We start from the raw sequence: 19,507 nt of genomic DNA on the forward strand, positions 1-19,507 counted from the left end.
GATTTCTTCAACAACTTCAACCACTTGCGCTTCAGATCTCTCGTCAGCGGGAGGCGAATAATACAGCTTTAAAATTCGTGGTCAACCCCCGCATGGAAATTCTTTTTCCTCACCGAAGACCCCGTCCGGGCGGCGCCGTCAGAAGCTGTACTTGAAACTGGTCATGAAATTCCGCGGTGCGCCATAAACACTCCAGCTGTCCGCATACGCATAGTAGCTACGATCAAATACGTTATTCACATTGAGTGTGGCGCTCAGGTTCTTGCTGATGTCGTACCGTGCCATCACGTTGGTCAGCGCATAACTCCCCTGCTCGAACGTATGCAGATCCATCCCCGTCTTGCTCTGCCAGTTCACGCCACCGCCCACGGTGACCTTGTTGAACACCCCTGGCAGCCGGTAAGTGGTGAACGTCTTTAAACTATGCCGCGGGCTGGTTGTGACAATGCGCTGATCGTCCTGATTGGTGCTCACGCTGTACGCATACCCCGCCGACGCCTGCCAGCCTTCGCTCAACTCACCGTTAAGCTCCAGTTCCACGCCCTTGGTGGTCGTGCCTTGTTCCAGGCGGTAGATATCCGGCGCTCGCACATACACCGCCAAGTTGTCCTGGTCGATCTTGAACAGCGCCAGGCTGGCATTGAGTTTGTCGTCGTTGAAGCTGCCTTTTACCCCAACCTCGTATCCGGTGCCTTCCTGCGGGTCGAGGGCCTTGTTGTTTTCGTCGTGGATACCATAGGCCTGCGGGTTGAAGATTTTGGTGTAGCTGGCGTACACCGCCCACGCCTCGCTCAGGTCGTAGACAATTCCGGCGTAGGGCAGGAACACGCCGTTACGGGTTTCCTTGCTTTCGGTGTTCTGGGACGGGTCGGCGTAGACGCTGACTTCGTTGTTGCGCTTCCAGTCGGTGACACGGCTGCCTAGGATGACAGCAGTGTTGTCGGTGACATGGAAGCGCGAGGTCAGGTAGGCGGAGTACTGGTTTTCTTCGATGTGCGTCTTGCCCACTGGCGTGGTATCCGGTCGATTGGCGCCACTGCCGTTCCAGTTGAAAATGTTGGGCACAGTGCCGTCGTAGCCGGTCCAGGAGCCGAACCAACCGCCGTGACTTGGGGTATTTTCGTTGTAGCGCGACATCGTGACGCCAGCGATCAACTCATGCTCGCGCCCAAACAGGCTGAAAGGGCCGGTAAGGTAGGCATCAAGGTTGTTCTGACGCGGCGTGCCAGACCAGCGGTTTGGATATAGATAGGCGCCCTGCCCCGTGGCCTGGTCGATATCACCATTCATATAGTTGATCAGTTCGTCGAATTCATTCTGGGTGTGACTGACTTCCACTTTGCCACTCCAGCCGTTATCGAACTGGTGCTCTATAGATGTGAAGACGTTGGTCTGCTTGCGGTCGTTGTACGCCCAGTCCGGTGCGCTGTTGGCCGAACGGCTGAAGTTTGTGCGATTGCCATTGCTGTAGAACATCTGGAAGCCGGTGCGCAGCGGGTCGTTGACCTGGTTGTTGATGTAGCTGAAGCCCACCGTGAGCATGGTGGCGTCGCTCAGGTCGAACTCGGAAATGCCGTACACCAGTTGCGAGTCGGTGTTGACGCGGTCGACCCAGGAGTTCTGCTTCTTATAGTCCACCACCAGGCGCCCGCGAATATTGCCGCTGTCGTTCAAGGGCCCGGACACATCAAAGCCGGTGCCATAACGGTCCCAACTGCCCGCCTCGCCAGTGATGCTGGCCTGGGCTTCGGCGGTCGGGCGCTTGCGGATCAGGTTGATGGTCGCTGAGGGCGTACCCGAACCGCTGATCAAGCCGGTGGCGCCGCGCACCACTTCAACACGGTCGTACATCGCGGTGTTCTGCGTGGTGTTGTCCAAGCGCGCCGAGGTGGGGACGCCATCGATTTCGAAGTTGTTGATCTGGAAGCCACGGGACCAGTAAGTATCGTTCTCCGCGCCCACGCCGACGCGCAGCACAGTGATGCCCGGCGTCGCTTCCAGCACTTCGGTAAGGTTGGTGAGTTTCTGGTCGTCGAGGCGCTGGCGGGTGATCACCGTGAGCGATTGCGGGGTTTCTTTCTGGGTCAGGTTCAGCCGCGTCGAACTGCTGGACGAATACGTGGTGTACAAACCGGTGCCTTCGGTTGTCGAACCCGGCGCCATGCCGGAGATCGACACCGCGCCCAATTGCAAAGCCCCGCCTGCACCCGGCTGCAGTTGATAGCGCCCCTCGCCGGCCTGCACCACCGTCAGGTCACTCCCCGCCAATAGCGTTTGCAGCGCCTGGTCAACCGTGTAACTGCCGCGCAGCGCCGCACCGGTCTTGCCGGCGGTGAGCGCGGCATTGCCCGCCAGGTAGATGCCGGCCTGGGTGGCGAGTTGGTTGAGTTGGTCGGCCAGGGCACCGGCTGGTAGATCGTAGGTCTGCACGCTCGATTGTTCAGCGGCTACCGCCAGTGGCGCCATGCTCAGGCTAGAGGGAATGGCCAAGGCAAACGCGATAGCCAGCGCCAAAGGTTGTGGTGAGTTACGCAGGAATGAGGACATAAAACAGTTCCGGTCGAAGGAGGCATCAAGCCGTTGTCCTTCTCTAATTCGAATGAGCAGCCAAAACCGGAAGCACGAGATGCAAAAAAATGTCAGCGCGCAACCACCGTGGTCCACCAGGCGAAGCGCCGCTCGATGCGCACGGGCAAGACCTGCTCAAGCATGGCCAGCACCTGATCGGTGTCTTGCAGTGGATAAGTGCCCATCACCCGAAGGTGGGCGACCTGAGGGTCGATGCCCAGATGGCCATGTCGGTAGCTGGCCAGTTCACCAATGAAGTCCCCCAGCCGCATATCGTTCGCCATCAATACGCCTTTTGCCCAAGCCTCGCGCCCAGGTTGGGCACGTTGCGTTACGGCCAGACGCTGTCGATCAAATAGAACGCCCTGCCCCGCCGATAGGATGCGGCGTTGATCAGTGTCCCCACAGGCAGCCTCTACGCTGCCCTCGAACACATTGAGCAACGTGTGCCCGTCCTGCTCACGCACGCTGAAGCGCGTACCCAACGGACGCAAGCGGCCTTGGGGTGTTTCCACCACGAACGGTCGCCCGTCCTTGCCGGTGTTGATCAGGACTTCGCCACTATAGAGTTTCAACTCGCGCTGGCCGGCGCTGAAATTCACATCCAACGCCGTACCGCTGTTAAGCCAGATGCGCGTCCCGTCAGCCAACCGTTGCTCACCCAACACCGTGGTGCTTGTATGGAAATCCGTGTTCCAGCCCCCCGACAACCAGCGCTGTTGCCAGCCGGCCCAACCCAACAAAGTGCCGCCCATGAGCACCGACAACCCGCGCAACACTTGGCGCCGCGAACGCTGAGAATGCCGCAGACTCTCCAGCGTCTTGCTGGCTCCCACAGCATCGTCCTGCAACGGCGCAAAGCGCTGGCCTACACGTGCGACATAGCTCCAGGCCAGCCGGTTGACCTCACTGTGGGCATGCCATTGGCGCCAGGCCTCATACAACGGCAAGGCATCGGGCTCGGCACTCAGGCGGGCGAACCAGTCGGCGGCTTGTTGCAGGGTGGCGTGATCGAGGCCACCAGGGTTGGTGCTCATGACAAGGCACCATCCAGTTCAGCCTCCAGCACCATGCACTGGAACATGGCCTGGCCAATATATTTGGTGACCGTGCGCTCGCTCACCCCAATACGCAGCGCGATCTCGCGATAGTTCAAGCCCTCGATCTGAGCCAGGCAGAATGCCTCGGACACCTTAGGCGGTAAGCGATCAAGCATCGCCTGCAAATGCACCAGGGCCTCCAGCACCAACGCGCGATGTTCTTCCGAAGGGACACAGTCTTCAGGCCGGCTCGCCAACACCTCAAGCCAGGCCTGCTCTACCTGCTTGCGTCGGAAGAAATCCACACACACATTGCGCGACAAAGTGCTGAGATATGCACGCGCATGTCCATCGCTGCCGAATTCACGCGGATGGCTCAACAACCTGACGAAGACATCGTGAGCCAGCTCGGCGGCATCACTGACATTGCCGAGTTTTCGGGCCAGCCAGCGTTGAATCCAGCCGTGATGGGCCGAATACAGGCTGCCAACACTGAAAGGTGCGGCGACGGGCTCGGGAAGCGGGGGCATACAAAGCCCTACGAATAAGAATTGTTCCCAATGGTAATGAGAAAAACTGGCCACTACAACGAGCAAAAGCCACCGCACTGCAACAGTAGGCGTGTAGCCCAGGTCTTTTTTTTCCGTCACAGAACAGGGATCATCACCCTCCCCTACTCCCCCCAAAGACGCCGAGGAAGCGAAACCATGGAATTGACGCTGGAAGCGGTTGCGCTCTTTGCACTGAAGCTGGTGCACGAGACGGACGGCGGCAGCCCGGTTTTACGGGATGATCCGGTGATGGAGGGGTATGACCGCGAGGTGTTTGGGTTGTTGGTGCGGCAGGGGGATTTGGTTGGGATTCAGATGAAGCTCAATGAATGCCTGACGCTGGCGCTCGATTCCCTGGGTGGCGCCGAGACCGTGATGGGCCGCGAACTGCAACGGCTGGCGGTGGATGCACACCAAGCGTCGACATTGGATGAACTCAACGCCCCGCTCGGCGCACTCAAGGACTATCTCAAAGCCGTCCTATAAAGCACAACTCAACGCCGCCCTTCCACCGCCATCCGCACCGCCAACCCCATCAACACCGACCCCATCAACCAACGCTGCACCACCTGCCACCCCGGCCGAGTGACGAAAAACACCGCGATGGAACCCGCCATCGTGGCAATCACCGCATTGACGCTCACACTGATAAAAATCTGCGTAAAACCCAGCACCAGCGATTGCGCCAGCACACTGCCGTGACCGTTCGGGTCGATGAATTGGGGCAGCAACGACAAGTACATCACCGCCACCTTGGGGTTCAGCAGGTTGGTGACCAGGCCCATGGTGAACAGCTTGCGCGGGCTGTCCTTGGGCAGGTCCCGCACCTGGAACGGTGAACGCCCACCCGGTCGGATCGCCTGCCAAGCCATATACGCCAAGTACATCGCCCCGCCGAAGCGCAACGCGTCGTAGGCAAAGGGCACCGCCATCACCAAAGCGGTGATCCCCAATGCCGCGCACAGCATATAAACCAGAAACCCCAACGCCACGCCGCCCAGGGAGATCAACCCGGCCGTGCGCCCCTGGCAGATCGAACGAGAAATGAGGTAGATCATATTCGGGCCGGGGGTGAGCACCATGCCGAGTGATATCAGCGCATAGGCCAGCCAGTTGGACAGTTCAGGCATGATGGGGCTCCGTTTTTTGAAACATCTGGCCAAGGTTGTAAGGTTGGCCGCCATGGTAGGGCGTTCAAAATGCCCGCGTTAGATACAGATCCGCGAGCCAAACGGCATACACCCAAGAGGCAGGCCCATGATCGACTTCAACAACAAAGGTTTCTTCAAACTCAAGCAAAACAACGAATACGCCGAACGCGTCGCCGACCTGCTGCTGGACGGTGAAGAAGTGGTGGATGCGTATAAAGCCATGCGTGATGGGGTGGTGTTTACCACCAAGCGGATTATCGCGGTGAATGTGCAGGGGATTACCGGTAGCAAGAAGGATTTCACGTCGCTGCCGTACAAGAACATCGTCGCGTATTCGGTGGAGACGTCCGGGACGTTTGATCTGGATTCGGAGTTGGAGATTTACTTTTCGTCGCTTGGGAAGGTGAAATTCGAATTTACCGGGAAGACCTCGATCGTCGAAATCTCGCGGTTGATTTCCAAGCACCTGTTGGGCTGATCAACAGGTAAGAAAAGACCTTGGCGTCCCAAGGTCTTCTTTACTGCAAACCCGAATTGAACAGATGCACCCTGCGTGGTTTGTCTGCAACAAATGAAAATCGCAGTCACCAAAATGGATCGTCAGGCTGAACCCATCACCCTTCTTCCGACACACATCCTCCAAGCACTACTTCACCACTCCCTTGCACCACCTTCGCCAGCAACAGCAATGAAACCAACACGCCTATGGCTCCCACCACCGGTAGAGCCCCCAACATCCCGGCTTGAATTACCAATCCCCCCACGATTGCACCCGCTGCCATGCCGAACTGAATCATCGACGTGTAGAAACTGAAGATGATGCTGGTTGATTCCGGCGCCAGGCTGATCAGGCGCAATTGCAATGCAGGTCCCGAGGACCACGCGGACAAGGACCAGGTAATCAGCAGGACGCACATGGCCCAGGCGATGTGCCCGAAGAATGCAAACAGCGCCAACGTTGCGCAATGAATCAGCAGCCCGCCCAACAGGGTAAAGACATAGCCCGACTTATCGGTGAACCGGCCACCCAGTTGCGAACCGATGATGCTGGCCACGCCGCACACCAGCAGCATCACACTGATTCCGCCCTCGGCCATGTATGTAATGCCGGACAAGTATGGGGTGATATAGGAATAGATGATGGAAAACGCGCTGATCCAGAACAGCGTCATTACGTAGAGGATGGAAATCTGTTTGTTCTTGAATAGCTTGAGTTGCTGGATGAGTGGAATCGCTGTTTCGCCTTCGGTATTGGGAATCCAGAGGAGGACTGCGACCAACGAGAATAAAGTAAGCGCACCGATACCGACGAAAATGAACCGCCAATCCATGAGGCTGGAGATAACCCGCCCCAACGGGACACCGACCACCAAGGCCGCGCTGAAGCCCATGACGACAGTTGCGATAGCACTGGCCTTTTTACCCGGTGGCGCCAACAGTGCCGCCAGGGTCAACAGCACCACTTCCACCACGCCAGCGCTAAGGCCCGCGACTGCGCGGGCGACGTTGAGCAGGCTGTAGCTACTGAACGCCAGCATGATCACGTTGGACGCTGCGAACATGAGCATGAACAGGACCAACAGTTTTTTACGGTCCATGCGTGCTGTGAGGGTAATCACAATCGGTGTGCCAACGGCAAAGGCGATAGAGAACACCGTGATCATCTGGCCAATCACCGGGATCGGCAGCTTCAAGTCTTGGGAAATCAGCCCCAGGATCCCAGCGATGATGTATTCGGCCGTCCCCAGCAGAAAACTGATAAACGCGAGCAGGAAAATTCTCATGGCGTTGGACATATCAGCGATTTCCCACGGTTGACGAGTGGGAAGGTTTTCTCGAATCGAATGGGTTCTCGGTGTTCATTACGTCACCCTTGTGCCTGCCCCATGGCGGAGCTGATAGGAAATTTATTCAATTAGTCAATTAGCTAATACACTAATTTTGTAGACAAATGAAAACCTTTAAAGCCACGCGTTCATATCGTTTTTACCGCCTCCGCAAACGCGTCCATCCCCCGTGGAACACGCTTGAAATAGGTGAACTTGCCGACCCGTAAGGAGCTCAGGAAGCCCGCTTGCACCAGAACCTTCAGATGGGCTGACGCTGTGGGCGCGGAGATGCCCAGCTTTTCGGAGATGTACAGGCCGCAAACCCCCTCATGCTCATCAAACTCGCCTACGGCGAAGTGCAGTTTTGGCTCCTTGAGCAATTCAAGGATCTGCAACCGGTTTGGGTTGGCGAGGGCGTTCGTCTGGATCAGGATTGAAGTCATGGCGAAAGATTAGTTTATTAGCTAATCGTTTGGCAACAAGAAATGGAAGGCCTGCGGAATAATTTCCCGCAGACTTTTCCCACGCACCCTATCGAACAAAGCCAATATCTGCCACCGGCTCCCCCTCGTACGCTCACTCCCTCGCACAAGGAAGTGAGCCGACATGTCAGAACGCTTTTACCCACCCACAGAAGAAGAGTTACGCAAACGACGGATCCTGACCCCGCAGCCATCGCGTGTGCCGTATTCGCCGTCTGTTGATTACTTCGAGGCATCCCCTGCCCCGCCACCCGCGACAGCCAAACCTCCCGGCTGCGTCTTTATCAAGCCCTGCCAACTGCCTGACGGCATCACTCATTACTTCAACCCAGCCGGTTATGTCCCGCTGGAGCTGATCAAGGAGTACAGCCATTTAAGCCTGTTGGGTGGGCGTGAAGTGGACAGTCGAGGGACGGTTACCTTACGCAAGATCAGTGGTAGCGCTTTGCCTGCTGGGTTGGGGCAATTGGCATTGCGTTCAGCAGTTTTGGAGTCCGCGGCTACTGCCGTCGTGTCCGCTGCTGGTGGATTGTTGACAGGTTTGGTGGCGCTGGCTTGGCCGTCGGAACTGGGCGATAGCGCGCTCTACAGCGAAGCGCAATTGCGCTCGATGCAACGGGCGCGTTCGCAGATGCGGATGCATATCGAGCAAAAGGAGGACGGCACGCTCAAGGGGTATGGTTTTTACACAGGCAACAACCCTGACTGGCAGATGATTGATGTGGTGCAGTTCCAACACCGTGGCGATCAGTTTGTGGGGGATTTGGGTGAGGGAGCGGAGCTGATTTGGACACCTGCCGTTGATCCCAGTGACACGTTAGGTATTCCGGCTTTGGAGGCTGCGCCGCAAGCGCCAGTGATATGGATTTACCCGCCGACGGAGAAAGCGGCGCAGATTCTGGTGAACCCGATTTATCCGCCGGAGTATCGGGATTTCATTCTAGTGTTCCCGGTGGAGTCGGGGGTTCGGCCGCTGTATGTGGTAGTGAGCATTAAGGCTGGGGATCACAAGTACCACAAAGCTCCGAGTACAGAAAAAATAACTGGATTTGAGAACCTGATAAAAGCAAAACCCATGACTCCCAGACAGGGAGGCGCCGGCCTAAGAGAGCGCTGGATTGAGGAAAAAGGGCGGAGGATCTTTGAATGGGACTCTCAGCATGGGGAGTTGGAAGTTTATCTAGCAAGTGATGGGAGCCATATCGGTGCGTTCGACTACGTAACCGGCGAGCAGTTAAAAGGGCCGAAGAAAAAACGAAACATCAAAAAATATCTGTGAGGGATACATGGGACTAAAGGTGAGATTGGAATGGTTCGACAGAACCACCGAGTGTCTAAGCGGTATGGAGGAGTCAGCGAATTTAGGAGACGATTACTCCGTGATTTCCAAGCTTGGGCTATCGGTAGATGAGGACGTCAACAACGGTATGTTTGAGCTACGGCGTGAGTGGCTGCCACAGATACAGGCGCACTTTTCTCATGAAATTAAGCTTTCAGAAAGTGACTACTTCATCGCGTTTGATTACGAAGATGCAAGCGAATGACACAGACGTAGAAGATTCAGCTTCATGCGCCGACTGTCACTGACCAATAAAAAACTCCGCAACGTCCCCAGGCATCTCAGAGCTTGCGAATGGGGGTTGGTCGTCCCCCTCGCCCCTTACCCCTCCTTCACCTCACTCCCCGCCCCCCCAATCAACACCCGATTCCCCGGATCCGTAATATCAAACACCTGCAGCGCACACGCCGAACGGTTGAGCAGGAACTGAAACTCCACCAAATACACCTTCGCCTTCTCCGGGCTGAACGTGCTCATCACCGGCCCGCAGCTGTAATAAGCCCCATTGCCCTGGCTTCTCGCCGAGCTGGACACGGTGAGTTTCTTGCCAGGGTCCGCCTGAATCTCCAACTGTGGAAACCGCTTGAACCCCGCACTCGCCACCGTTTGGTTCAGCTTGGCGATCCAGTTGAAGACCTTGCCTTCACCGGTATCCATCACAGTGCCGAGAGTTTCCAGGCGTTGGTCGGGGTCGCCTTCGCGGCGGATGGCGAACTCGACGGGGTTGGTGCCGCCGCTGGCCTTCATGATGACCTTGGCGTGCTCCGCATCTACGGCCACGGTTTTCTGCCGCAGTTGAATGCCGTCCTTGAGCAAGCTGGGCGATGAGTCGCGTTGGTTGGATTGGCAGGCGCCCAGAGCCAGGGCGAGGGAGAGCAGCGCGATTCGCTTCACGGGGGATGTCCTTATCGGGGTGAAAGTGAGTAATGACTGGACCCGCGCTTAAGCAGAATGTTCCTCCACTATGCCGATTCGTTAAACACCAACTGCGCGCACAACCCACCTCGCTCCCGGTTATGCAGTGCCAACCGACAGCCGATCTTGCCCACGATCATTTCGACAATCGCCAAGCTCCCCCCCGCGCCATTGGCGTTGCCTCGACGTTCAGAAACGTGCGCGAGTGATCACTTGGGCTGGAAGGTTTCCAGATACGCCAGGATGTTTTCAATTTTCTCCTGGTCACTGATGCCCCAGAAAATCATGCGCGTGCCGCTCACCACTTTCTTCGGTGCTTCGATGTAGGCGGCGAGTTTGTCGCGCGTCCAGACCACGCCGGAGTTTTTCATCGCGTCGGAGTACTGATAGTCCGTGGTGGTCCCGGCCGGCCTTCCGATGATGCCGTTGAGCTCTGGCCCGAACCCACCTCGCGCACCTTCGCCGATGCTGTGGCAGCCTCCGCAGGTCTTGGTGAAGAGCTTGCCGCCGGCCTCGGCATCGCCGGCTGCGAAGGCGGGGCTCGCGTTGAGGACCAAGGCGAGGGTGAACACGGCGTACTTCATGGACGGCTCCACAACAGGTAGAGAGAGGATTATGCCTGTTTGTCCGGCCCCAATGGCCACTCAGGTCATGATTCACGTAGCGCCGCAGCCCTCTGAACGACCACCCATCGCCTCAAATACATCCAATCGAACCTATCGGGCGGTGGTCTACTCCACCTTACTGAACCCTGATGGTGGAGTAACGATCATGGCTCAGCCATCGATTTTGGTATTGGAAGACGACGAAATCATTCGGGCGTTGATGGTGGATGTGCTGGAGGATTTCGGCGCGGTGGTGACGTCGTTTCCCTCGGCAGATGAAGGGATGATTTATCTGGAACGGGGCGATGATCCGGTGGACCTGATTGTCAGCGACATTCAGATGCCCGGTTTGCTCAACGGCTATGACTTGAGTCGGGTGGTGGCCCATCGTTGGCCAACCGTGCCGGTGCTGCTTACCTCCGGCAACACCAAGTTGGCCGCGCAACTGGGTGGTTCTGTGCGTTTTTTACCCAAACCGTGGAGCACCGAGATTTTGCTCAGGTGCGTGCAAACCGCCCTGACCCAGCAAGGATCGTCCATGCATTGATAGCGTCACGACATCATTTAAACCGAACTTCGCGCCAAGCGCTGCGGTCATTGATGAGCAAGGAGCGACTTTTCTGATCCGCTGGTCAGCCTTTTCGCCTTGTGCGTTCAGAAGAAGGCTTTGAGGTGTGTAGAATCGTCGCCCATTTCCACGCGTCATTCATGGTCGAAAGGCCCACAGTTCGAGCTTATTGAATGCATTCACAGGCCCCTGACGTTGGTGCGCCCTCATTGCTGGAAGCGTTGCGCACAGGCACGGCCCTGCTGCATGTGGCGCTGGAAAAGCGTCTGCCGTTTTTCTCAGAACGACTGGATGCTGATTGGTACCTGCGCTTACTCCAGGCGTATTACGGGTTTTATGGTGCAGTCGAGTCAGCACTGTACGACAGTGGCTTGGTTCCTGACGGCTACGACTGCGCGTTGCGTGTGAAAACGCCGACGCTGGTCAGTGATCTCAATGCCCTAGGCCTGGATGACCGAGCTGTCGACACCCTGCCCCGTTGCCTTGAACTCCCCACGTTCGACACTCCCGCTGCCTGCCTGGGCGCCTTGTATGTACTCGAAGGCGCGACCCTGGGCGGCCAGGTACTACGCCGGGAAATGAACCAGCGCCTGAGTGTGAATGCAGACAACGGTGGTGCGTTTCTCAATATCTATGGGGTTGAGACCGGCCGACGCTGGAAAGACTTTCTTGATTACCTGGCCGACCAGCCACTCGACGCGCCAGCCAAACAGCGCGCAGTGGACGCTGCCCGATCAACATTCAGCTGCTTTGAGCAATGGCTCGACAGCCAGGAGGTACTGCTATGAAACCCGAAGATTTTGAAGAGCTGCTTGCCAACTGTGCCGACGAGCCCATCCGTTTCCCCGGCGCCATCCAGCCCCACGGTGTGCTGCTGACGTTGTCGGAGCCGGACCTGAACATCATCCAGGTCAGCGCCAACATCGCCACGTTGTTCGGCCATGCCGCCGAGGCGTTGCTGGGCCAGTCACTGCACACGCTGGTAGGCGCGGAGCACGCCAAGGCGGTTGCCGTCATGGCCGAAAACCATACGTTCTTCGACGCCCCCCCTTTGCATGTCACATTCAACGGCGCGGAATTCGAAGGCCTGCTGCACCGCCATCAAAATGTGCTGGTGCTGGAGTTCGAACCGCTGCTCAAGGATTTCCGCCCACGGGCGCTGAATGGTCGCACCAGTGACCTGGGCAAAATGCTGCAGCGCTTGCAGTCGGCGAAAACCCTGCAAGCGCTGTACGAAATCAGCGTGACTGAAATCCAGGCCATGACCGGGTACGACCGGGTACTCATCTATCGCTTTGAAGACGAAGGCCATGGCCAAGTGATCGCCGAAGCGTCGGCGCCGTCCATGGAGCTGTTCAACGGGCTGTTCTTCCCTGCGTCCGACATCCCGGAGCAAGCCCGCGAGCTGTATCGCACCAATTGGCTACGCATCATCCCGAACGCGGCCTACGAGCCCGTGCCCCTGCTGCCCAAGCTGCGTCCGGACACCGGCCAGCCATTGGACTTGAGCTTCGCCACCCTGCGCAGCGTGTCGCCGATTCATTGCCAGTACATGCAGAACATGGGCGTGTTGTCGTCCATGAGTATCTCGCTGATGAAGGGCGACAGGCTGTGGGGCCTGATCAGTTGCGGCAACCGTGAGCCGCTGCTGGTGCCCAATGACCTGCGCACGGCCTGCCAGACCATCGGCCAGGTGCTGTCGCTGCAGATCAGCGCCATGGAAGCCCTGGACCTGAGCCGTCAGCGTGAAGAGAAAGTCGAGGCCCTGGCCTTGCTTGATCAGGCGATGAAGCGCTCGGAAGCAAACGTGTTCGACGGCCTGGCCCAGCAAGGTCAGTTGCTGATGGACCTGACCCTGTCCGGCGGTGTCGCGATCATTGAAGACAAGCAACTGCACCGCTACGGCAACTGCCCGGAGCCGGCGCAGATCCGTGCTTTGCACAAGTGGCTGCAAGAGGGTGGCGAGCCAGTGTTCTCCAGCCATAACCTGTCGTCGGTGTACCCGCCGGCCGCCGAGTTCCAGCAGGTCGCCAGTGGCGTGCTGGCCATGAGCCTGCCCAAGCCTGTGGATAACGGCGTGCTGTGGTTCCGCCCGGAAGTGAAGGAGAACATCAACTGGAGCGGCGACCCGAAAAAACCGCTGGATCTGGAAAACTCCGACGCCGGCTTGCGCCTTCGCCCACGCACCTCGTTTGAAATCTGGAAAGTGGAAATGGCCGGCATCTCCACCAAGTGGAGCCATGGCGATCACTTTGCCGCCAACGACCTGCGCCGTTCGGCCCTGGAAAACGACCTGGCCCGCCAGGTGCTCCGCGAACAACAAGCTGTGCGCGCCCGCGATGAACTGGTGGCGGTGGTGTCCCACGACCTGCGCAACCCGATGACGGTGATCTCGATGCTGTGCGGCATGATGCAGAAGGCCTTCAGCTCTGACGGCCCACACACATCGCGACGAATTTCCTCTGCCATCGACACCATGCAGCAGGCCGCCGGACGCATGAATGTGTTGCTGGAAGACTTGCTCGACACCTCGAAAATCGAGGCCGGGCGTTACGTGGTGCGGCCAGTGATCCTGGATGTCAGCCAGATTTTCGACGAGGCCTACTCACTGCTGGCGCCCCTGGCGATGGAGAAAGGCATCGACCTGTCGTTCAACGCCGAGCCTGGGCTGCAAATCAATGCCGACCCGGAGCGTCTGTTCCAGGTGCTGTCGAACCTGATCGGCAATGCCATCAAGTTCACCCCGCGCCAGGGCAACATCGGTATCAGCGCCATGAGCAATGGCGAAGAAATCGTGTTCTCGGTGCGTGACTCCGGTGAAGGTATTGCACCGGAACAACTGCCTCACGTGTTCGATCGCTACTGGACGCAAACAGAAAACAACCCGACCGGCAGCGGGCTGGGACTGTACATCACGCAAGGCATCGTCCAGGCCCATGGCGGCAAGATCGTTGCCGAGAGTGAGGTGGGTCGCGGCAGTGAGTTCCGGTTCACGGTGCCGAAGGTGATTGACGACTCGCATACCTGATGGACCTTGGGCTAAACAGGTAACACCACCACCGCCTCCAACCCTCCACCCTGGCGCTCGGCCAGGGTCAAGGTGCCGCCATGTTCCAGCACAATCGCCCGAGCGGTAGAGAGCCCCAAGCCGACACCGCCCGTGCTTTTGTTGCGTGACCCCTCAAGGCGATAGAACGGCAGAAACACCTGCTCACGATGCTCAACGGGAATGCCTGGCCCACGATCGAGTACGCGAACCACCACCTCTCCATTCCTCTGCTGCAACTCGATCTCCGGCGCGGTGCCGTAGTGAGTCGCGTTGTCCATCAGGTTGGTCATCACGCGCTTGAGGCCCAACGGTCGGCCGAAGTACACCAGGCGCGGCGGGCCGCGAAAGGTCAGGTCAATGGCCTGGTCGCGGTAGTCGTCGATCAGGGTTTGCAGCAATTCCGCGAGGTCCAGTTGGGTGGCTTGTTCCAGGCGAGCATCGTCGCGGAAGAATTCCAGGGCGGTGTTGATCATGGCCTGCATTTCATCCACATCGCGAAACAGCTTTTGCTGCTGATCAGCATCCTCGATGAACTCACCACGCAGGCGCAGGCGGGTCAACGGCGCGCGCAAGTCGTGGGAAATGGCCGCGAGCATTTGGGTGCGGTCCTGGATGAAATGCCGCAACTGCGCCTGCATGCTGTTGAAGGCGAGGATCGCCTGGCGGATTTCGTGCGGGCCGACCGGCTCGATGGGTGGTGCCCGAAAGTCGGCACCAAAGCGCCGTGCGCCTTGAGTGAAGTGCTGCAGAGGGCGGGCCAGGCGGCGAGTCGCGACCAGGGTGACCAGCGCGGTCGAGATCAGCACCAGCAGCACCACGATCAGGCTGCGTGCACCATCATCCAAACCCCAACTGCGCGACGGCGCGCTGAACATCAGCCAGGAGCGGTCAGCCAATTGCACCAGCAGCGCATAGCGGCCGTTGCCGCCGGGCCAGTCAGACGGCTCATACGCCTCCATCGGACGAGGTGGCCCTTGGAGCAGGTGCTTGAACACCTGCTCGCCCGAGTGGAAATCAGGATCGGCCAGAACGGGTAACCCCAATGCCTGGCGCTGCGCGGCCCAGGTCACCCTGAACCCTTCGTCACCTACCGCTTGGGCCAGACGTGAACGTTGCGACGGATCGGAGGCCTCGACCACGCGCACGACCACGGCGATCCTTTCCAACAACCCGATTTCAGTCAGCGGTGGTCGCGCCCACACACCTGCCATTTGCACAAACAACGCGTTGAACGCCAATGCAGTCAACATCGCAATCAGGATGGTCAGGGCGATCCAGCGCGCCACAGTATCGCGTGGGCGCCTCATGAGCGGGTCACACTGGCGGTGAATTGGTAGCCACCGTTGCGCACCGTGCGAATCATCGCCGGGCGCTTGGTATCGAATTCCAGCTTGCGCCGCAAGCGGCTCACTTGTACGTCGATGCTGCGGTCGAACGCATCATGGCTGTGGCCGCGCGCCAGGTTCAGCAGTTGCTCGCGACTGAGCACCCGTTGCGGGTGCTCGACAAACACCAGCAGCAGGTCAAACTCGCCGGATGACAATGGGATCATCACCTGGTCGGGCGAACGCAGCTCGCGGCGCGTGAGGTCCAGTTGCCAGCCGGCAAAACGGATCAGCGGGCGCGCGGCATCGCCCAAGGGCGGCCGGCTCTCCCCCGCCCGGCGCAACACCGCACGCACTCGGGCCAGCAATTCACGCGCGTCGAAAGGCTTGCTCAGGTAATCATCGGCGCCCATTTCCAGGCCCACCACGCGGTCACTGAGTTCGCCCATGGCGGTGAGCATGATCACCGGCGTGGCGTATTGCTGGCGCAAGCGCTGGCACAGCAACAGGCCGTTGTCGCCGGGGAGCATCAGGTCGAGGATGATCAGGTCGGCGGGCTGGCGCTCCATGGCCGCCCACAGCTCGATGCCACTGGCCACGGTCTCGACCGCATAGCCGTGTTGCAGGAAAAATTTCTTCAGCAGGGCGAGGACTTCAAGGTCATCGTCCACGATCAACAGGTTGCTCACCGACGGTCTTCACTGGGCTTGGACAAGGTGCCATCTAAAACCATTCGGCGCGGCGCGTCATATATTTCAACCGTGCAATAAAGCGTCAACGCCGCAATAAACCAGACATCTTTGCGCAAGACCGCAATGCCAGCATCGGCTTCCTTTTTGCGGAGACTGTACCCATGCGCTCGCTGACGTACCCCCAGCATCTGGCCCGCCAGGCCGTGCTCTTGCTGACCGTGTCTTACCTGACGGGCTGTGCGAGCCCGGCGCCCGTAACGCCCACTACGCAGTGCGCACAGGTGAACTACCCGGTGTATGACCCGGCGGAGCCGGTCAACCGTGGCGTGTTTGCATTCAACCGTGCGGTGGACGACTACGCACTGACTCCCGTGGCTCGCGGCTACCGCTACCTGCCGGATTTTTTCCAGCAGGGTGTGCATAACTTCGCGAGCAACTTCAGCGAGCCAAAGGTGTTTATCAACGACCTGCTGCAAGGCAATCCCCGGCGCTCGGTCAATACCCTGGGGCGTTTCGCAGTGAACACGACGGTGGGCGTGGTGGGGCTGTTCGACGTGTCCGACAGCCTGGGCATCCCGCGCCACACCGCTGACTTCGGCCAGACATTCGGCGTGTGGGGCATGGGTAACGGCCCCATTGTCGAGTTGCCATTGCTGGGCACCAGCAACAGCCGGGACGCTGCGGGAAAGGTCTTGAGCTTCCTGGTTTCGCCACTGGGGGACAGCGACACGGTGCAGACCCTGGGCACCGTCAGCCTGGTCGGCGGTACGGTCGATACACGGGCATCATTGCTGCCACTCACCGATAGCCTGCAGAAACTGCCGGATTACTACAGCGCGTTGCGTAATGTGGTGGCGGACAATCGTGCGGCGTTTGTGCGGGAGGGCAAGCAAGGCGCTACCTCTCCCGGCCTAGACAGTTGCGCGAACAGTGCCTCGGATGACTTCTGAAAGCGCCAGCCACCCCCTGGTCATACCTTGCAGCAGCGCGTTTATAGCTGACCCGTTTCGTCCTCTATAAGTTTGGCCTCACTTCGCTCCAACAGGCGAAGTAACCCTCTACTCACTAGAAGGAAACATCCATGCTTAGCGCAATCAATCACTCACTGGGCAGCTTTCAATACTCTCCCCTGCAGCAGGATGATGCAGAGCCCCAGCGCAGGAAGCGCAGCATTGAAGCAACACATACGCAACAGAGCGCCGCTGATCCTGAAGGCACGGCCGCCAATGATCGGCGCCGTAAAACCGGAGGTGGGCTAGACAGCCTCGGTAGAGGCAATCTGCTTTAAACCGCATTGGACGAAGGGCAGTGCACGGCCCTTCGTACTCTCCCTTAACAAAACCATGACATTCACTGGATTAATCTTGCCGGTCCAATCCAGCCTGGAAATCTTGCCTGCATGCCGCTCACCGACACACTGCCCGCCGTACTGGCTGGTCCACTGCTGCGACGCCTCGAACCACGGCGCCTGGTGGTGTGGCTGGTGGGGAGTCAAGCACTGGCATTGACCCTGCGGCTCCATCTGCCCTCACGAATCCTGGAGGTCCCCCTTGACCACTGTCAGGTCGTACCCGTGGGGCGCCATGCCTTTATCCATCTGATCGATGTGACACTGGACAACGCACTGCCCCTGGACGTGGAGATCAGCTACGACCTGCTGTTCGACAACACCGGCATCGCCGACTGGGCACCGCACCTGCTGTACGCCAACGCCCAGTTCCCGAGCTTCGTGCTGCACAGTCGCATCCATCAATTGGTTCACGGCTCATGCCGCAAACCCCATCACAGCGCCGACGAGGGTCTGCTGTGTGTCGATCGCCTGTTGGCCGCAGCCCAAACGCCTGCCGACCGTCCGGCGCTGCTGATGATGAGCGGCGACCAAGTCTACGCCGACGATGTCGCCGGGCCGATGCTGCGTGCAATCCATGCATTGATTGCACGCTTGGGTTTGTTCGATGAATACCTGGAGGGCGCTGTGGTAGATGACAGCGCCAGCCTGTATGGACACGGCGCCAGTTACTACCATCGCGCCGATTTGCTGCCGGCGCTGGACAGCAACGAAACCCTGCGCGAACGCTTCTTTGGCGGTGTGAAAAAGCCGATCTTTACCAGCAGTACCGCTGACAATCACCTGGTGACCTTCGCCGAAGTCATCGCAATGTACTTGCTGGTGTGGTCGCCGACGCCCTGGACGCTGATTGCGCCCCAACCTCCGCATCTGAACGCCGAACGAAAGCAGCGTTACGCCCGTGAGCAGGTCCAGATAGAGCGATTCCGCGACGGCCTGCCAGGCGTCGCACGGGTCTTTGCGCACCTATCCACCTTGATGATCTTTGATGATCACGACATCACCGATGACTGGAACCTCAGCGCCCAGTGGGAAGAAACCGCCTACGGCCACCCCTTTTCGAAGCGCATCATCGGCAACGCCCTGCTGGCCTACCTATTGTGCCAAGGCTGGGGCAACCAACCGGATGCGTTTGGGGAACTGATCAACCAGACCCAAGCGCTCACTGCTCAGCCGCAAGCCAACCATCTTGACGCCACCGCGCAGGATGAACTACTCGAAACACTGCTGAAATTTCAACGCTGGCACTACGTACTGCCCACCACCCCTGCCTTGGTAGTGCTCGACACCCGCACCCGGCGCTGGCGCAGCGAATTTACGCTCAAGCAACCTTCCGGCCTGCTGGACTGGGAAGCCTTGAGCGAACTGCAACAGGAACTGCTGGACCACCCCTCGGCCATCATCGTCTCACCCGCGCCGATCTTCGGCGTCAAGCTGATCGAGACGGTGCAGAAAATCTTCAGTTGGTGCGGCCACCCTTTGCTCGTCGATGCGGAAAACTGGATGGCCCATCGTGGCGCCGCCCAGGTGATCCTCAATATCTTCCGCCACTCGCGCACGCCGGGTAACTACGTGATCCTCTCCGGTGACGTGCACTACTCGTTCGTCTACGAAGTGCTGATCCGCCATCGCAACGCCGGCCCCAGGATCTGGCAGATCACCAGCAGCGGTATCAAGAACGAATTCCCACCACGCTTACTGGAGTGGTTCGACCGCCTCAACCGCTGGCTCTACTCACCCCGTTCGCCCCTAAATTGGTTTACGCGCCGCCGTACCATGCAGGTGGTGCCACATATTCCTGAGCATGCCGAAGCCGGTGAGCGGCTATGGAATTCGGCGGGGATTGGCCAGGTGTTTTTCAATGAGCGAGGTCAGCCTGAAGCGATTTACCAACACAATGCGGATGGGAAGGTGCCGACGAGGATGGTGGCGCCAAAGTAAACTTTCCCACGGGCATAAAACCGAGTTCATACCAAACTATCAGGGATGTCCCAATCAGATGTTTTAACTGAATTTTCCTGAATAAATTCAGTTCCTTAATCCAC

At 58.7% G+C, this 19,507-nt stretch carries 19 protein-coding genes; 9 read left to right on the plus strand and 10 right to left on the minus strand.

The window, feature by feature from the left end; genetic code table 11:
- Positions 1-138: 138 nt before the first annotated feature.
- The 3 genes from CI807_RS00450 to CI807_RS00460 all read right to left on the minus strand — a co-directional run bounded on the left by CI807_RS00450 (position 139) and on the right by CI807_RS00460 (position 4,138).
- On the minus strand, positions 139-2,547 hold the full coding sequence (locus CI807_RS00450; RefSeq protein ID WP_095013462.1) for a TonB-dependent siderophore receptor: 2,409 nt from the start codon (positions 2,545-2,547) through the stop codon (positions 139-141).
- Between the two features lie 92 nt (positions 2,548-2,639).
- Positions 2,640-3,605, minus strand: a complete 966-nt coding sequence (locus CI807_RS00455; RefSeq protein ID WP_095013463.1) for a FecR domain-containing protein — start codon at positions 3,603-3,605, stop codon at positions 2,640-2,642.
- A complete protein-coding gene (locus CI807_RS00460; RefSeq protein ID WP_095013464.1) occupies positions 3,602-4,138 on the minus strand; it encodes a sigma-70 family RNA polymerase sigma factor in 537 nt (178 codons plus the stop codon). The genes CI807_RS00455 and CI807_RS00460 overlap by 4 nt, the downstream gene beginning before the upstream one ends.
- 177 nt (positions 4,139-4,315) lie before the next feature.
- Here CI807_RS00460 and CI807_RS00465 point away from each other — a divergent pair, with 177 nt between their 5' ends.
- Positions 4,316-4,645 carry a hypothetical protein gene (locus CI807_RS00465; protein ID WP_095013465.1) on the plus strand — a complete coding sequence of 110 codons (330 nt, stop codon included), beginning with the start codon at positions 4,316-4,318 and terminating at the stop codon, positions 4,643-4,645.
- An 8-nt stretch (positions 4,646-4,653) separates the two neighbouring features.
- Here CI807_RS00465 and CI807_RS00470 read toward each other — a convergent pair whose 3' ends face one another.
- Positions 4,654-5,289 (minus strand): LysE family translocator, encoded by a 636-nt coding sequence (locus tag CI807_RS00470; protein ID WP_095013466.1) that lies wholly within the window; start codon positions 5,287-5,289, stop codon positions 4,654-4,656.
- 127 nt (positions 5,290-5,416) lie between these two features.
- Here CI807_RS00470 and CI807_RS00475 point away from each other — a divergent pair, with 127 nt between their 5' ends.
- Positions 5,417-5,788, plus strand: a complete 372-nt coding sequence (locus tag CI807_RS00475) for a PH domain-containing protein (RefSeq protein WP_016979611.1) — start codon at positions 5,417-5,419, stop codon at positions 5,786-5,788.
- A 136-nt stretch (positions 5,789-5,924) separates the two neighbouring features.
- Here CI807_RS00475 and CI807_RS00480 read toward each other — a convergent pair whose 3' ends face one another.
- Both CI807_RS00480 and CI807_RS00485 read right to left on the minus strand, forming a co-directional pair.
- The gene (locus CI807_RS00480) at positions 5,925-7,106 is read right to left on the minus strand and encodes an MFS transporter (RefSeq protein ID WP_095013467.1); all 1,182 of its coding nucleotides are present in this window, start codon (positions 7,104-7,106) and stop codon (positions 5,925-5,927) included.
- A gap of 179 nt (positions 7,107-7,285) precedes the next feature.
- Positions 7,286-7,582, minus strand: coding sequence for a helix-turn-helix transcriptional regulator (locus CI807_RS00485; protein ID WP_016979613.1), 297 nt, complete (start codon positions 7,580-7,582; stop codon positions 7,286-7,288).
- Positions 7,583-7,745: 163 nt separating this feature from the next.
- On the opposite strand from CI807_RS00485, the gene CI807_RS00490 reads away from it, so the two are divergent.
- Positions 7,746-8,900, plus strand: a complete 1,155-nt coding sequence (locus tag CI807_RS00490) for an S-type pyocin domain-containing protein (protein WP_095013468.1) — start codon at positions 7,746-7,748, stop codon at positions 8,898-8,900.
- Positions 8,901-8,907: 7 nt separating this feature from the next.
- Positions 8,908-9,165, plus strand: a complete 258-nt coding sequence (locus tag CI807_RS00495; RefSeq protein ID WP_095013469.1) for a colicin E3-like toxin immunity protein — start codon at positions 8,908-8,910, stop codon at positions 9,163-9,165.
- A gap of 116 nt (positions 9,166-9,281) precedes the next feature.
- On the opposite strand, the gene CI807_RS00500 is transcribed toward CI807_RS00495, so the two are convergent.
- Together CI807_RS00500 and CI807_RS00505 are read right to left on the minus strand one after the other, a co-directional pair.
- Positions 9,282-9,854: a hypothetical protein gene (locus CI807_RS00500; protein ID WP_095013470.1), complete on the minus strand. Its 573-nt coding sequence runs from the start codon at positions 9,852-9,854 to the stop codon at positions 9,282-9,284.
- Between the two features lie 230 nt (positions 9,855-10,084).
- Complete coding sequence (locus tag CI807_RS00505; protein WP_016979624.1) at positions 10,085-10,459, minus strand: cytochrome c family protein; 375 nt, start codon at positions 10,457-10,459, stop codon at positions 10,085-10,087.
- A gap of 187 nt (positions 10,460-10,646) precedes the next feature.
- On the opposite strand from CI807_RS00505, the gene CI807_RS00510 reads away from it, so the two are divergent.
- The 3 genes from CI807_RS00510 to CI807_RS00520 all read left to right on the plus strand — a co-directional run bounded on the left by CI807_RS00510 (position 10,647) and on the right by CI807_RS00520 (position 14,076).
- Complete coding sequence (locus tag CI807_RS00510; protein WP_095013471.1) at positions 10,647-11,027, plus strand: response regulator; 381 nt, start codon at positions 10,647-10,649, stop codon at positions 11,025-11,027.
- A gap of 194 nt (positions 11,028-11,221) precedes the next feature.
- The gene (locus tag CI807_RS00515; RefSeq protein ID WP_095013472.1) at positions 11,222-11,836 is read left to right on the plus strand and encodes a biliverdin-producing heme oxygenase; all 615 of its coding nucleotides are present in this window, start codon (positions 11,222-11,224) and stop codon (positions 11,834-11,836) included.
- The gene (locus tag CI807_RS00520) at positions 11,833-14,076 is read left to right on the plus strand and encodes an ATP-binding protein (protein ID WP_095013473.1); all 2,244 of its coding nucleotides are present in this window, start codon (positions 11,833-11,835) and stop codon (positions 14,074-14,076) included. Before CI807_RS00515 ends, CI807_RS00520 begins: the two co-directional genes overlap by 4 nt.
- 11 nt (positions 14,077-14,087) lie before the next feature.
- Here CI807_RS00520 and CI807_RS00525 read toward each other — a convergent pair whose 3' ends face one another.
- On the minus strand, positions 14,088-15,404 hold the full coding sequence (locus tag CI807_RS00525; protein ID WP_095013474.1) for a cell wall metabolism sensor histidine kinase WalK: 1,317 nt from the start codon (positions 15,402-15,404) through the stop codon (positions 14,088-14,090).
- A complete protein-coding gene (locus CI807_RS00530) occupies positions 15,401-16,111 on the minus strand; it encodes a response regulator (RefSeq protein WP_016979629.1) in 711 nt (236 codons plus the stop codon). Before CI807_RS00530 ends, CI807_RS00525 begins: the two co-directional genes overlap by 4 nt.
- Positions 16,112-16,275: 164 nt before the next feature.
- On the opposite strand from CI807_RS00530, the gene CI807_RS00535 reads away from it, so the two are divergent.
- Complete coding sequence (locus CI807_RS00535; RefSeq protein WP_095013475.1) at positions 16,276-17,064, plus strand: VacJ family lipoprotein; 789 nt, start codon at positions 16,276-16,278, stop codon at positions 17,062-17,064.
- 449 nt (positions 17,065-17,513) lie between these two features.
- The gene (locus tag CI807_RS00545; protein ID WP_095013477.1) at positions 17,514-19,403 is read left to right on the plus strand and encodes an alkaline phosphatase D family protein; all 1,890 of its coding nucleotides are present in this window, start codon (positions 17,514-17,516) and stop codon (positions 19,401-19,403) included.
- Positions 19,404-19,507 lie beyond the last annotated feature (104 nt).

The sequence above is a fragment of the Pseudomonas sp. NS1(2017) genome (assembly GCF_002269425.1).
GTDB lineage: Bacteria > Pseudomonadota > Gammaproteobacteria > Pseudomonadales > Pseudomonadaceae > Aquipseudomonas > Aquipseudomonas reactans.